Source organism: Pseudomonas sp. MM213 (assembly GCF_020423045.1).
Classification (GTDB): domain Bacteria; phylum Pseudomonadota; class Gammaproteobacteria; order Pseudomonadales; family Pseudomonadaceae; genus Aquipseudomonas; species Aquipseudomonas migulae.
In genome coordinates, this window is record NZ_CP081943.1 from 1,930,746 (window position 1) to 1,944,213 (window position 13,468).

The 13,468-nt window shown below is 54.8% G+C and carries 13 protein-coding genes; all 13 read left to right on the plus strand.

Features of this window, described 5'->3' with window-relative positions; all coding sequences use genetic code 11:
• The first annotated feature begins 57 nt into the window (after positions 1–57).
• The 13 genes from K5R88_RS08695 to K5R88_RS08755 all read left to right on the plus strand — a co-directional run bounded on the left by K5R88_RS08695 (position 58) and on the right by K5R88_RS08755 (position 13,308).
• Positions 58–1,749, plus strand: coding sequence for a urocanate hydratase (locus K5R88_RS08695; RefSeq protein ID WP_226299754.1), 1,692 nt, complete (start codon positions 58–60; stop codon positions 1,747–1,749).
• 11 nt (positions 1,750–1,760) lie between these two features.
• Positions 1,761–3,281 (plus strand): amidohydrolase family protein, encoded by a 1,521-nt coding sequence (locus K5R88_RS08700; protein ID WP_226299755.1) that lies wholly within the window; start codon positions 1,761–1,763, stop codon positions 3,279–3,281.
• A gap of 37 nt (positions 3,282–3,318) precedes the next feature.
• Positions 3,319–4,845 carry a histidine ammonia-lyase gene (hutH, locus tag K5R88_RS08705; RefSeq protein ID WP_226299756.1) on the plus strand — a complete coding sequence of 509 codons (1,527 nt, stop codon included), beginning with the start codon at positions 3,319–3,321 and terminating at the stop codon, positions 4,843–4,845.
• A gap of 82 nt (positions 4,846–4,927) precedes the next feature.
• Positions 4,928–5,713, plus strand: coding sequence for an ABC transporter substrate-binding protein (locus tag K5R88_RS08710; protein WP_226299757.1), 786 nt, complete (start codon positions 4,928–4,930; stop codon positions 5,711–5,713).
• A gap of 80 nt (positions 5,714–5,793) precedes the next feature.
• Positions 5,794–6,483 (plus strand): ABC transporter permease, encoded by a 690-nt coding sequence (locus K5R88_RS08715; protein WP_226299758.1) that lies wholly within the window; start codon positions 5,794–5,796, stop codon positions 6,481–6,483.
• Positions 6,480–7,244: a histidine ABC transporter permease HisM gene (gene hisM, locus K5R88_RS08720; protein ID WP_226299759.1), complete on the plus strand. Its 765-nt coding sequence runs from the start codon at positions 6,480–6,482 to the stop codon at positions 7,242–7,244. Before K5R88_RS08715 ends, hisM begins: the two co-directional genes overlap by 4 nt.
• On the plus strand, positions 7,241–7,999 hold the full coding sequence (locus tag K5R88_RS08725; protein WP_226299760.1) for an ATP-binding cassette domain-containing protein: 759 nt from the start codon (positions 7,241–7,243) through the stop codon (positions 7,997–7,999). The genes hisM and K5R88_RS08725 overlap by 4 nt, the downstream gene beginning before the upstream one ends.
• Positions 7,999–9,231: a M20 aminoacylase family protein gene (locus K5R88_RS08730; protein ID WP_226299761.1), complete on the plus strand. Its 1,233-nt coding sequence runs from the start codon at positions 7,999–8,001 to the stop codon at positions 9,229–9,231. The genes K5R88_RS08725 and K5R88_RS08730 overlap by 1 nt, the downstream gene beginning before the upstream one ends.
• A gap of 31 nt (positions 9,232–9,262) precedes the next feature.
• A complete protein-coding gene (locus K5R88_RS08735; RefSeq protein ID WP_150750564.1) occupies positions 9,263–9,655 on the plus strand; it encodes an ACT domain-containing protein in 393 nt (130 codons plus the stop codon).
• A gap of 67 nt (positions 9,656–9,722) precedes the next feature.
• On the plus strand, positions 9,723–10,553 hold the full coding sequence (nudC, locus tag K5R88_RS08740) for an NAD(+) diphosphatase (RefSeq protein ID WP_226299762.1): 831 nt from the start codon (positions 9,723–9,725) through the stop codon (positions 10,551–10,553).
• Between the two features lie 134 nt (positions 10,554–10,687).
• Entirely contained in the window at positions 10,688–11,038 is a 351-nt protein-coding gene (locus K5R88_RS08745; protein ID WP_226299763.1) for a helix-turn-helix domain-containing protein, read from the plus strand.
• A 232-nt stretch (positions 11,039–11,270) separates the two neighbouring features.
• On the plus strand, positions 11,271–12,410 hold the full coding sequence (locus K5R88_RS08750) for a succinylglutamate desuccinylase/aspartoacylase family protein (protein ID WP_226299764.1): 1,140 nt from the start codon (positions 11,271–11,273) through the stop codon (positions 12,408–12,410).
• A 151-nt stretch (positions 12,411–12,561) separates the two neighbouring features.
• Positions 12,562–13,308 (plus strand): ABC transporter substrate-binding protein, encoded by a 747-nt coding sequence (locus tag K5R88_RS08755; protein WP_226300251.1) that lies wholly within the window; start codon positions 12,562–12,564, stop codon positions 13,306–13,308.
• Positions 13,309–13,468 lie beyond the last annotated feature (160 nt).

Genomic DNA, 13,468 nt, shown 5'->3' on the forward strand with positions numbered 1-13,468 from the left:
ACCCGAGGGGAAGCCTGCCAACTGTGCTTCCGTAAAAAAACCTGAGAGTGGCTTGATATGACCCAGCAAAAACCTCAACAAATAAAAGCTGCGCGTGGAAGTACCTTGCGGTGCAAGGGCTGGAAGCAGGAGACGATCTTGCGAATGCTCGAAAACAACTTGGAAAACGCGGAGGACGCATCACGACTGACGGTCTACGGCGGGATCGGCAAGGCTGCACGTAACTGGGAAAGTTACGACGCGATCGTTGAGTCACTGAAGAAGCTGGAGAACGATGAGACCTTGGCCATTCAATCGGGTATGCCGGTGGCCATTTTCAAAACACACCGTCTGGCCCCTCGTGTAGTAATGGCCAACAGTAACGTTATCAAGGCCGACTGGCCAAAATTCTACGATCTAAGTGCCCAAAACCTCACCGCATTCGCCTCCTACACCGCTGGGCCTTGGCAGTACATTGGCAGCCAAGGCGTCATCGAAGGGACTTTTGAAACCTTGGCCCTGGTCGCTGACCGCCACTTCGGCGGCGAGCTCAAAGGCCGTGTGTTCTTCACCGCAGGCTTAGGCGGCATGGGGCGTTCACAGCCACTTGCAATGACCATGCATGGTGGCGTCAGCGTGACAGTGGAAGTACGCCAAAAGAGCATCGACGAACGCTTGGCCAACGGCTACGCAGACATTCAGGCCGCCTCGCTCGAAGAAGCGATCGGAATGGCCGACTCTGCCCAGAAAGAAGGCCGTGCTCTTTCCATAGTAGTGCTCGGCAATATGGTTGAAGCATTGGAGCAAGCTCTGAACTATGGATGGAAACCCGACATCGTTACAGAGATGTGCCCATGCCATGACCCGTTCGCACTGATTCCGGCCGGACTGTCCTTAGCGGAAGCCGCCGAATTGCTTGAGCGCGACCGTGACGCCTACATGGCGAAATCCCGTGAATCGATGAAACGCATAGTCAGAGCGATGAACCGCTTCAAGAATGAGGGTGCGGTGGTTTTTGAATACGGCACGTTTGTGCGTAAAGAGGCGGTTGACGCCGGCATGTCCCGCGAAGAGGCCTTCGCCTATCCAGGCTGCATTGCCGAATACGTCCGCCCGCTCTTCTTCCTCGGGCGTGGCCCCTTCCGCTGGACTTGCGTATCCGGCGAAGTATCGGATCAACGTCGACTCGACGACTTGGCGCTGGAGATGTTTAAGGACGATCCACTTGTAACTCGCTGGATCAGCCGCTGCCGCGATCGTTTGCCGGTAGAAGGTCTGCCAGCGCGAATATGCTTCCTCGGTTTTGGTCAGCGTCGCGATTTTGGTTTGGCCGTCAACGCCCTAGTGCGTTCGGGCGAACTCAAAGGCCCGGTCGCTTTCTCGCGAGACAACCTCGACACCGGTTCCATTGCCAATCCGGCGTTTGAAACCGAGAACATGCTTGACGGTTCCGATGCGATTTCCGATTGGCCGTACCTGAACGCTTTGCTCAATGTCTCGGCCATGGCAGATCTCGTGGCGATTCAATCCAACGGCACGATGGGCATCTCCGCCCATACCGGCGTCACCATGATCGCCGACGGATCCGAAGAGGCTGACCTACGTCTGGATGCTTGTCTCACCACCGATGCCGGCATTGGCGTAGTGCGCCACGCCCAAGCAGGCTATCCGATGGCGAAATTGGTAGCCCAAGGCCACGGCCCGCTGACTGACCAAGAGATTCAAGTCCCACTGTGGTGGAGCCCGCAAGCCACCCTGCATCGCCCATAAAGGAGGAAGTCATGGCCCTTCTTCATCTGATTGAGCAAGTCAACGTTATAGGCACGGACGGCACAGCCCGTGTTATCGACGTGCTGATCGACGGCGATCGTTTCGTTGGTCTTGCACCACGAATCGATCATTCGACGGTCAATCTCGACGAGCGTACTGATGGGCGCGGCAAGCTGCTGATACCTGGTCTGATCAACGCACACCATCACTCGCACGACCGTTTTGATAAGGGCCGTTTTTCCGGCATACCTTTGGAAATCTGGATGGGGCTCTACAGTCCGCCAACCCACCGCCGAGGCTGGACGCCGCGAGAGGTTTACCTGCGCACCCTGGTAAACGGAATAGAGATGCTGCGCAATGGCATTACCACCGTAGTCGATGATGTGCACTTCGGTGGTCACTTGGAACCTGAGGTGGTGCACGCGGCATTTGAGGCATATTCGATCTTAGGCATCCGGGCCGACGTCAGCGTAGCTTGGTGCGACCGACCCTATCAGGAAGGAATTCCCTATCTCGCCGGGCGTCTGCCATCGGAGCTCAAAGGAGCAGTAACCGAAAAAGCCACTCCACAGGTGCTTGCATACTGGCAGGAGATGGCGCAGCGCTGGAACGGCAGAGTGCGCTTCGTTTTCTCGCCTTCTGGCCCTCAGCGCTGCACCGCTTCTTTTTTACAGAAAACCTGGGAACTGGCCGAGCAGTATGACCGTCCCGTACTCATCCATCTGCTGGAGACCCGGATCCAGGCACTCACGGCGGCAAAGTTCTATGGCATGCCCATGGCCAAGTACATGGACGAGCTCGGCTTGATGAACTCGCGCAGCGTTCTCGCCCATGGGGTATGGCTCACGGCCGATGAACTCGACCTGATCGCCAGCAAAGGGTCGAGCGTGGTGCACAACCCTGCCTGCAACATGAAGTTGGGTAGCGGAGTGGCGCCGGTGGCCGAGATGCTCAAGCGTGGTATTCCGGTTGGCTTGGGGACTGACAATAACAATGGCAACGACTTGAACTCCATGTTCGATGCCATGCGCCTTGCCGCCCTCTCCAATGCACTACTGGATCAATCGTCTTCCAGTCCGGTGGATGCTCTTCAAGTGTTCACGATGGCTACTACGGGCGGTGCCAAAGCCATAGGCCGTGGACGCCAAATCGGCTCAATTGAAATCGGCAAGCAGGCAGACTTTTGCCTGATCGACTTAAAGACCTCTGCCTTCACCCCACTCAATGACGCGCTTACCCAACTGGTGTTCTGCGAGCAAGGCAATTCGGTGCGGGACGTTTATGTGGGAGGCCAGAAGGTTGTCGACAAGGGTCGCATCACCCGCCTGGATGAAGAGGCACTCCTACTCGAAGTTGCTGAACGCATGCTGACGTTGCAAGGAAGAATTGGCAGCGGTCAAAAAGCTCGCGAAATCCTTCGGCCGTATCTTGAAGGGGCCTACGAGGACTGCCTGCGCGACCCGCAAATGGAAGAACTTCGCCACTCAATCAATTACTTCAACCAACCCCGCAAAGCGCCAAAAGCGTTTTAGAGCGATCAACATATTGACGACCTGTGAGCACAAAAAAATGACTAAAGAACAAAAAATCGTTCCCGGCAAAACCCGGCTCGCCACTTGGCGCGCGATCTACAACGGCGCGCCGGCATGCCTGTGTGAAAGTGCACGCGCAGGCATCGAGGCCACCGCCACAGCGGTGGATACCCTGGTCGAGAGTGGTCGCGCTGTTTACGGCCTCAATACCGGCTTTGGCAAGCTCGCCAACGTTCGCATCAGCGATGCGGATCTGCGTCAGTTGCAGAAGAACCTAGTGATGTCGCACATGACGGGGTATGGGCCGGCCTTGGGCAGTGATGTCGTGCGGCTGGTGATGGCACTCAAAGTCGCAAGCCTTGGGCGTGGTGTTTCCGGTGCTCAATACCGAACTGTCCAGTTGTTGGAGGACATGCGCGAACGTGGCGTGATTCCCTACATCCCCGCTCAAGGTTCGGTCGGTGCAAGCGGTGACCTCGCCCCATTGGCACACATGACCGCCGTAATGATCGGCATGGGTCAAGCCTGGTATGACGGCGAACTGCTCGACGGCGCCGAGGCGCTGGGTCGCGCCGGTCTGGAGCCCATCGTACTGGCGCCTAAGGAAGGCTTGGCGCTGATGAATGGCACCCAAGTCTCCACCGCGCTGGCCCTTACCGGACTGTTTGCATTGGAGAATGCCTTCAAAGCCGCACTGACTATCGGCTGCATTACCACTGAAGCGCTCGCGGGTATTGCGAGCCCCTTCGACCCCCGCATTCACGAAGTTCGGGGCCACGCTGGGCAAATTACGGTCGGCGCAGCCTTCAAACGTCTGCTCGATGGCAGCCCGATGCGCGCCATTTCCGAAGCGTCGGGCAAGGTGCAAGACCCCTACAGTATCCGATGCCAGCCGCAAGTGCTCGGCGCTTGCCTGGACATGATCCGTTTCGCCAGCAACATGCTAGAGATTGAAAGCAATGCGGCATCTGACAACCCGTTGATTTTCGTTGATACCGGCGACGTGATATCGGGCGGCAATTTCCACGCTGAACCTGTCGCCTTCGCTGCGGACATGCTCGCCATCGCTATCGCGGAAATCGGCAACCTTTCCGAGCGCCGATGCAACCTATTGCTTGACCCATCCTTTTCGGGTTTGCCGCCGATGCTAACTGTAGATGCAGGCCTGCACTCTGGATACATGACGGCACACATCTCCGCCGCAGCCATGGCTTCAGAGAACAAGCAGCGTGCCACCCCAGCCTCTATCGACACCATTCCTACTGCCGGGAACCAAGAAGATCACGTGTCTATGGCCACGCATGGTGCGCGCCGACTGCTGGAGATGACCTCCACGCTGCGCGGGATCCTCTCCGTCGAAGCGCTTTGCGCAGTTCAAGGCCTGGATCTACGCGGAGGCAATCCCTACAGCAAGGCGCTTTCGACGAGCATTTACTGCATTCGCGACCAAGTGCCCGCTATGAATGAAGATCGACCGATCGCGCCGGACATGGCGACCGTCGCTGAACTGATCAGGAGCGGGGCCTTATCCGCAGCAACACCAAGTCTAGACGAACTGTTCTGACCAACGCCGCCACCGGCTCCTGCCGGTGGCCAAGCTCAGATACACAGCCTGTCACCTGCCAACTACTGCACAGAGAAAAATCATGAACAAGAATCTCGTTGTAGCTTGCGTAGCCGCCACTCTGTTCGCCGGCTCGATCATGCTCAAGGCCGAAGCCGAAGAGACGCTGCGCCTGGGCGTGGATCCTACTTATCCGCCGCTGGAATACCGCGATCCTCAAGGAAAATTTGTCGGCTTCGACATCGATTTGGGTAATGAAATCTGCAGACGCGTCGAAATGAAGTGCGAGTACGTGAACAGCAGTTTCGATGGTTTGATTCCAGGTTTGCTGGCTCGCAAGTTTGATGGCGTCCTTTCCAGCCTGTCCATCACAGAGCAGCGCCTCAAGCAAATTGACTTCACCGACAAGCTTTCTAATCCCTCTACCCGTTTGGTTGCAAAGGAGGCCGCCGGCATATTGCCTACCGAGGAGGGCCTTAAAGGCAAAACCGTCGGGTACCAACAAGGCACCATCCAGGAGTCCTACGCCCGCACCTACTGGAAACGGCCCGGCATCCGACTACAGGCCTACGCCAACCAAGACCAGGTTTACTCAGATCTGGTGAACGGTCGCATCGACGCCGCGCTCCAGGATGAGGTGCAGGCCACTTATGCCTTCCTCAAAACCGATCAGGGAAAAGGCTACGCATTCGCCGGGCCTGTGATCGAGGATGAGAAAGTCTTGGGCAGCGGCACAGCGATCGGCGTGCGCAAAGATGACACCGATCTCAAACAGCGGATCAACAAAGCCATTGCATCCATGCTTGCCGACGGCACTTACAAAAAGATCGCGAGCAAATACTTCGACTTCGACATCTACGGCGGGTAAACGCAGAACGCCGGCCACGCCGATGCGCCGGGCCGGCTTCGCAACCTCCCTCTCTGTCCACCGTTTGCGAGTAATGTGCCATGCAATGGCTTGAATACTTACCGCTGATTGCTAAAGGCGCTTTAAGCACCGTTCAGTTGGCGCTGGTAGCGCTGGTACTGGCGCTGTTTTTGGGGCTGCTCAGTTCCTTGGCTAAGTTGTCGGGCCGAGCCTGGCTAGTCATTCCAGCGCAGTGCTACACAACCTTAATCCGAGGTGTGCCTGATCTAGCGCTCATGCTGCTGATCTTTTACACGATCCAAATTGGAGTGAATCACATCACAGACAAACTCGGCGCTGGCCGAGTGGAAATAAACCCCTTCGCCGCCGGCGTCATGACCCTCGGTTTTATCTACGGAGCCTACTTCTCCGAAACGTTCCGAGGGGCATTCCTAGCCATTGATCGTGGTCAGACTGAGGCTGCAAATGCCTATGGTCTGTCAGGGCTACAAACGCTCAGAAAGGTGCTGATGCCGCAGCTAGTCAGGTATGCCCTGCCCGGCATTAGCAACAACTGGCAGGTTCTGGTGAAGGCCACCGCACTGGTTTCAATCATCGGCCTGAGCGATTTGGTATTAGCCGCCCAGGAAGCAGGCCGCAGCACTCACAATACTTTGCTGTTCATGCTGATAGCGGGAGCCGTGTACTTCTGCCTTTCCGGGATCTCCAGCCTGTTGCTGCACTGGGTGAAAGGTCGCTCAGCGGCGTGGGCCCGGGAGGTGGAATTATGATCGAGCTCTTCACTACTTATTGGCAAAGCTTTCTGTGGTCGGATGGACAGCAATGGAGCGGTGTCGCCGTTACCCTCATGCTATTAATCGTCTCAACAATAGGTGGCTTCGTTCTTTCGATTCCGCTCGCATTGGGCCGGGTCTCCTCGTCCCGAAAGCTGAGCGCAGCCATATGGCTGTACACATACACGTTCCGCACCACGCCTCTGTACGTACAACTGTTGATTATCTACAGCGGGCTATACAGCTTGTCATTCATCCGGGATACGCCGCTAGTAAGCGACTTTTTCCGCGACGCATATTGCTGCACTTTGCTGGCATTCATCCTCAACGAGTGCGCCTACATGACCGAAATCCTCGTGGGTTCGATCCGGGCCAGTCAGCGAGGAGAGATTGAGGCCGCGAAAGCCTTCGGGTTGAGCGACACCACCATCAACTTCAAGGTGATCTTGCCAAGCGCTTTGCGCCGCGCCCTGCCGGCATATAGCAACGAGGTCATTTTCATGCTGCACGGCACGACCTTGGCCTTCACCGCTACCGTGCCCGACATTCTCAAAGTGGCAAGGGATGTGAACGCAGAAACCTACCTGACGTTTACCACCTATGGGCTGGCCTCACTCCTTTACCTAATGATCTCTCTTTGCATTATCGCCAGCTTCCATGCTGCGGAAAAACGCTGGCTCAAGCATCTCAAACCCAGAAAGGCCACCAAAGCCGCCAAACCTTCCGCTCCTACTCTAAAAGAAGGTAGTTTCGTATGAATGCCCTGACCGTTGACAACATCCATAAAAGCTACGGTAGCCACAAAGTTCTACATGGCGTGTCGTTGAGTGCCCAGCGTGGGGAGGTGATCAGCATCATCGGCTCCAGCGGTTCTGGCAAAAGCACATTTCTCAGATGCGTTAACTTTCTTGAGCAACCGGATTGCGGCAAGGTCAGCCTGGATGGCCTGTGCATCGATATTGATCCCAAAAAATCGCCTAAACCTGACAAACAGAAGCTTCGTGGCCTGCGCACGCGGCTGGCCATGGTGTTTCAGCATTTCAACCTGTGGGCGCATATGACCGTGCTGGAAAACGTCAGCATGGTGCCGATGCAAACATTGCAAGTCACCAAGGAAGAGGCGCGTGCCCGTGCGGTCGCTTACCTCAAGAAAGTCGGTTTGGACGAGCGTTTCCACAATACTTATCCGGCCCATCTGTCCGGCGGCCAGCAGCAGCGCGTCGCCATCGCCCGAGCGTTAGCAGTCGAACCCGAGGTAATGCTGTTTGACGAGCCTACCTCGGCGCTTGATCCGGAACTGGTTGGGGAAGTGCTCAAGATCATGCAGCAGCTTGCCCAAGAGGGACGCACGATGATCGTGGTCACACACGAGATGGGTTTTGCACGAACAGCCTCAAGTAAGGTCATCTTCTTGCACGGCGGCAAAATCGAAGAACAAGGTACACCAGAGGAGTTATTCGACAATCCTCAAAGTGAGCGCCTTCGCCAGTTTCTTGCCATGGGGCTGAAGTGATGAGCAGTGAGCAGGGCTCCGGCAGCTTGATCAATGTCCCTGAAACCATTTACGCCATACGGCACGAGCTCCACAAACATCCCGAATTGGCTTTTGAAGAACATTCAACCGCGAACCTTATTGCTGAGTCATTGCAGAGCTGGGGACTAGAGGTGCACCGGGGGCTGGCCGGTACAGGTGTCGTCGGGGTATTGCGAAGCCAAGTAGGCACGCGATCCATCGGACTACGCGCCGACATGGACGCATTGCCGATTCAGGAAAAGAACCAATTTGCACATGCATCGGTGCATGCCGGCAAAATGCACGCGTGCGGCCATGACGGCCACTGCGCCATGCTGCTAGCTGCGGCGCAAGAGTTGTCACGCACCCGCAGCTTTGACGGAACGGTCTATTTCATATTCCAACCCGCCGAAGAGCGTGATGCAGGCGCACTACAAATGATCAGGGACGGGTTATTCGAGCGCTTTCCCATGGACGCAATCTTCGGTATGCACAACTGGCCGGGATTACCGGTCGGCCAATTCTCGTTGCGCCCCGGGGCCATGATGGCCTCGGACACCGAGTTTCGCATAACCATCTCAGGTAAAGGCGGACACGCAGCTCTGCCTCAGCAAAGCACCGATCCGGTACCGGCCCTTGCACATCTTGCCCAAGCGATCCCGATCATCATGACGAGGTGCTTATCGCCTTTAGATCCGGTCGTGCTATCGATTACCCATCTACAAACAGGCACAGATGACACCTTGACGGTCATTCCAGACCAGGCTCAGCTCGGGGGAATCTTCAGGGCGTTTTCAAGAAACGCCATGACAACCATTGAAGCGCGGATACGTCACTTGGCATTGAATGTTTCGCAAGCATTCCATTGCAATGTTCAAGTGCAGTGCAAGTCAGACTATCCACCGCTGATCAATCATGTGCAGGAGACGGAGCTGTGTGTTGACGTCCTACGTAAACTCGTCGGGCCCGACCAAGTGGTCACCGACGCAGCGCCGACAATGGCCTCCGAGGACTTTGCGCACATGCTCGAGCATACGCCTGGCTGTTACGTTTTCATTGGCAACGGCGCCAGCGACCAGCACGGTCTCGGTCACGGCGATGGGCCATGCGTGCTTCACAGTGCCAGCTTTGACTTCAATAACGACATTCTGGCCCTAGGCGCCACCTACTGGGTGCGGCTAGTGGAGACTTACCTTCCGCACACTGACCATGCGGACAATCACCAGCAGTAAACGGTCGCCTCATCAATCTCAAGGAGCCATCATGCAACTCGCAAAAAGCATCAATCTGAAAGTATTGCCCGACGCCTACAGCATTTCCCGACTGCAGGGGGACGAAAAGCTTCCGTCTTGGGCAGATGGCGCAGGATTCGTCAGCATCTCACGTTCGCCTGAGGAACTGTCGATCGTCTGCTTGCAATCACGTGTACCTGAAGGCGTTAAAGTTGACCGCGACTGGCGTTGCGTTCAGTTCGTGGGCCCATTCGCCTTCGATGAGACAGGCATCATCCTCTCTGTCATCCGCCCTCTTACCGAAAGCAGTTTCGGCGTGTTCGTGGTGTCAACCTTCGATGGCGATTACATGCTGCTCAAAGAGACCGACTTCGAGAAAGGACTGTCGGTACTAACTGAAGCTGGCCACAAAATTCACCGCTAACTCAGCAGGCTGCGCCTAACTTTTATATTAGCGGCGCAGCTTTACAGTACACATGGAGCGCCTAGTGATGTCGACGATCTGGACGCCGGCAATGGTCGATACTACCCAACTTGCCGATCGGCTGTTAGTGCTGGGGCCGAGAGGTTTTTTGGCGACCTCAGATACCGTACTGTTTGAAAAGGCGTGGGTATCGACCCTTGATCTGCATGTCGGCAGCATACATGGCGTGGGTTACCTGAACGGTTCTCCCATACATATGATTCAAACCGCATCCACCCAAGAGCTACCGAGCTGTGCCTGGATGTCACTTAGACATCTGATGCTTGAACGTGACCTTGAAACCTACAAGATGCTGGCCTACGCAGCTCAAGTGGGAACTTGGTCACAGCAACATCGGTTCTGCGGTGCCTGTGGTGCACCTACTGTCATGTTGAAGGCAGAGCGAGCGTCATGTTGCGAAGACTGCCGCCTGCGTTTTTATCCCAGGATCTCTCCTTGCATGATCGTCCTGATCACGCGTGGCGAGGAGGTGCTGTTGGCTCGCTCCCCCTCTTTCGCACCTGGGCTTTACAGTACCCTTGCCGGGTTCGCGGAGCCAGGGGAGTCCATGGAAGGATGCGTAACCAGAGAAGTCCGCGAGGAAGTGGGGATCGAGATATGCAACCTTCGTTATAAAGCCAGTCAATCATGGCCTTATCCGCACTCAATGATGTTCGGCTACCATGCCGACTACGACGGAGGCGAAATTGTGCCGCAGCCCGGAGAGATCGAAGATGCGCGCTGGTTCAATTTGCATGAACTACCCACTCTATCTTCTCACCGCTCGATATCTCGTTACCTTATTGAGCTGTTTATTGCCGAAATGAAGGGTTCACCTCCTCCTACTCCTCCTCAGTGAAGACAAGCTTGGAGCTGTTCGTCTAGGTGTTTTTCGAATTGTCAGAATTCAGCGAGTTCGGACATGGAAACTTAAATTTTCTAATTTTCTAACGCCCCCCAAAACAGATATTCGTAATAAGGAGAAGGTCACACATGAATATAAATGTAACTATGGGGATGCGTCTGCAGGAGGAGCGGAAGCGACTCGGATACAGCCAGGAAGACTTCTCCCAGCTCATGGGTGTCTCTCGCCGAACTCAAGTTAGTTATGAGACGCGTGATAAAAATGCGGGCTTAATTTATTTGAGTAAAGCTCAGACCAAAGGCCTAGACATTTATTATATTATCTCCGGAAACGCCATAACTGCAGAAGAACAGCAACTTTCCGAATCAGAGGCAAACCTGCTGACGGTCTATCGCAACCTTGATCAGCAAGAGAAAGACTCTTTGGTGGTCATTGCTAACTTACTAGCTAGAAACTCATCCGCCACTAAAAATATATAACGACTTTATCGATATCGATTGCTAGAACTGTTTTAACTGACTCTTAATACGCTCTCTCCTCATTACGCCCCCCGTCCCTAGATCTGTTCGATCACCAGTCTGCTCCGGCGTCATCACACGTGTAGCTCTCAATACCTTGTTTTTTCCATCGACCAAACGACCAACGACCCCTTGAAAATTAGAGACAATAAGTCCACTATGGACAAATATCACACGAACAGGTGTAGCTGGCATGGCTCAGACCGTAGAAATCACCCTTCCCTCGCAAACCCCTGGCGTGGTGCACAAGCTCTGCAAACACACCTTCAGTGGTACCTCGGGTCAACGAAGTGCCTACATACAGGCCGGATTGCACGCCGACGAACACCCAGGGCTTCTTGTGATTCAGCATCTTCTCGTTCATCTGCAAAAGTTGGAGCAGCAGGAGCGGATCTTCGGTCGAATTGTGATCAGGCCATTCGCTAATCCTGTTGGCATGGGTCAGCAGGTTTTTGGCCAGCTAACTGGGCGCTTCAATCTCGCCAATGGTGAGAATTTCAACCGCAACTTCCCAAATATCGTCGGCAAGCTGGAGACCGGGCTGACAACGACACGACCAGCCCATAACGACACTTCCGCAATGAAGTCATTGATGCTGTCTGCGCTTGGCGATTCGATTCCTACGGAAACTGTCGCCGCGAACAAGTACCTGTTATTGCACGAGGCGCTGCAGCACGATCTGTTCATCGACCTGCACTGTGACACCTCAAGTATTTTGCACATTTACGCCAACCGCAATCAGCAGGAACGGGCAACACGTCTCGCCACAAGCATGGGTGTCACGGCGGTGTTTCTCGAAGAGGAAGCCGGTGGATTCCCACTTGATGAGGCTTATGCCAAGGCCTGGAAAGCGTTGTATGTGAAAGAGTTCGTGGACGCAGAACACCTTGGTTTCTCCGCCACCGTCGAGCTTCGCGGCCAAGCCGATGTGGAAGACGATATAGCCGAACAAGATGCGATGGGGCTACTGCGTTTTCTCTGTGCCGAAGGCTTGATTCGCTTGGACGATGACGTCGAGCTCCCCATCAATCCAGAACAGGTGACCATATATCCGCTTGAGGGGGTTGCCCATCTAGAGGCAACCGGCACTGGCATCATTGCCTGGAAAAAAGCGCTCGGCTCGGCTGTACAGCGCGGAGACCTCATTGCCGAAATCTTGCCGCTTGATATGCAGCTCGGAACGCCGCGTATTCCGGTACCGAGCCCGGTCGATGGTGTTCTCGTTGCTCGAAATCACATCAGGCTCGTTCGAGCTGGTCAGCGTATTGGCATGGCGGCAGGCACTGAACCGCTGCCCGGACGTATTACTGGCCAGTTAATGCACGCTTTCTAACAACCAGAGTAGGTACCAAACCTATCAATAAGCTACGAAGACTCAGTTTTTAAACTGCCTTGGCGAGCTGCTTTTTGCGGCTTCACCAACAATACCGACAATCAATCTGAGGCACCTAAAAATGAAAATCCACGCAGTATTCAGCGGTCTTATGCTCGCGCTCTCTATGTCCGTAGCCCACGCGGCCGATCAACCGCTAAAAATCGGCATAGAAGCGGCCTACCCTCCCTTCGCTTCCAAGTCACCCAACGGCGAAATCACCGGTTTCGATTACGATATTGGCAATGCGCTTTGTGCAGAAATGCAGATCAAGTGCCAATGGGTCGAGCAGGAATACGACGGCTTGATTCCCGCACTGAAGGTCAAAAAGGTCGACGCGATTCTGTCGTCGATGTCGATCACAGAAGAGCGCAAGAAATCTGTCGACTTTACCGACAAGTATTATCAAAGCCCCGCTCGACTGGCGATGAAAAGTGGAACACAAATTGGTGAAGACCTCTCTGGCCTGAAAGGCAAGCGAATCGGTGTGCAGCGCTCCAGTATCCACGACCGCTTTGCAACCGAAATAATGGCGCCCAAGGGCGCGGAGATCGTGCGCTATACCTCGCAAAATGAGATCTACCTGGATATGAATTCCGGCCGACTGGATGGAACAGTCGCTGATCAGATCATTCTCAGCGAGTCATTTCTAAAATTGCCTACCGGTCAAGGATTCGCCTTCGCTGGCCCGCAATTGACTGATCCAAAATACTTCGGTGACGGCATCGGCATAGCCTTGCGCAAAGGCGATACACCCCATGTACAAAGTTTCAATGACGCCATCAAGGCATTGAGGGCCAAGGGTATCTACCAAGCCATCAACGCGAAATATTTCGACTTCGATGTGTATGGCAAATAACCGGGTGATATCAGTTCTCACGGGCTAGTTTGCTACTCAAGAGTTCCTCAGTTATTTCGCCATCCACTCTCCAGGCTCCGGGAAGTTATCGCCGGTGAGCCCCTGTGTCTGGCGGGTGGATTTGCATCGGTTTTAGGCAAAAAAAGGGTTCTATCTTCGC

Bases quoted from the DNA above. Each gene is read 5' to 3' on its own strand.
- K5R88_RS08695 (WP_226299754.1), top strand. From the start codon at position 58: ATGACCCAGCAAAAACCTCAACAAATAAAAGCTGCGCGTGGAAGTACC.
- K5R88_RS08700 (WP_226299755.1), top strand. From the start codon at position 1,761: ATGGCCCTTCTTCATCTGATTGAGCAAGTCAACGTTATAGGCACGGAC.
- hutH (WP_226299756.1), top strand. From the start codon at position 3,319: ATGACTAAAGAACAAAAAATCGTTCCCGGCAAAACCCGGCTCGCCACT.
- K5R88_RS08710 (WP_226299757.1), top strand. From the start codon at position 4,928: ATGAACAAGAATCTCGTTGTAGCTTGCGTAGCCGCCACTCTGTTCGCC.
- K5R88_RS08715 (WP_226299758.1), top strand. From the start codon at position 5,794: ATGCAATGGCTTGAATACTTACCGCTGATTGCTAAAGGCGCTTTAAGC.
- hisM (WP_226299759.1), top strand. From the start codon at position 6,480: ATGATCGAGCTCTTCACTACTTATTGGCAAAGCTTTCTGTGGTCGGAT.
- K5R88_RS08725 (WP_226299760.1), top strand. From the start codon at position 7,241: ATGAATGCCCTGACCGTTGACAACATCCATAAAAGCTACGGTAGCCAC.
- K5R88_RS08730 (WP_226299761.1), top strand. From the start codon at position 7,999: ATGAGCAGTGAGCAGGGCTCCGGCAGCTTGATCAATGTCCCTGAAACC.
- K5R88_RS08735 (WP_150750564.1), top strand. From the start codon at position 9,263: ATGCAACTCGCAAAAAGCATCAATCTGAAAGTATTGCCCGACGCCTAC.
- nudC (WP_226299762.1), top strand. From the start codon at position 9,723: ATGTCGACGATCTGGACGCCGGCAATGGTCGATACTACCCAACTTGCC.
- K5R88_RS08745 (WP_226299763.1), top strand. From the start codon at position 10,688: ATGAATATAAATGTAACTATGGGGATGCGTCTGCAGGAGGAGCGGAAG.
- K5R88_RS08750 (WP_226299764.1), top strand. From the start codon at position 11,271: ATGGCTCAGACCGTAGAAATCACCCTTCCCTCGCAAACCCCTGGCGTG.
- K5R88_RS08755 (WP_226300251.1), top strand. From the start codon at position 12,562: ATGCTCGCGCTCTCTATGTCCGTAGCCCACGCGGCCGATCAACCGCTA.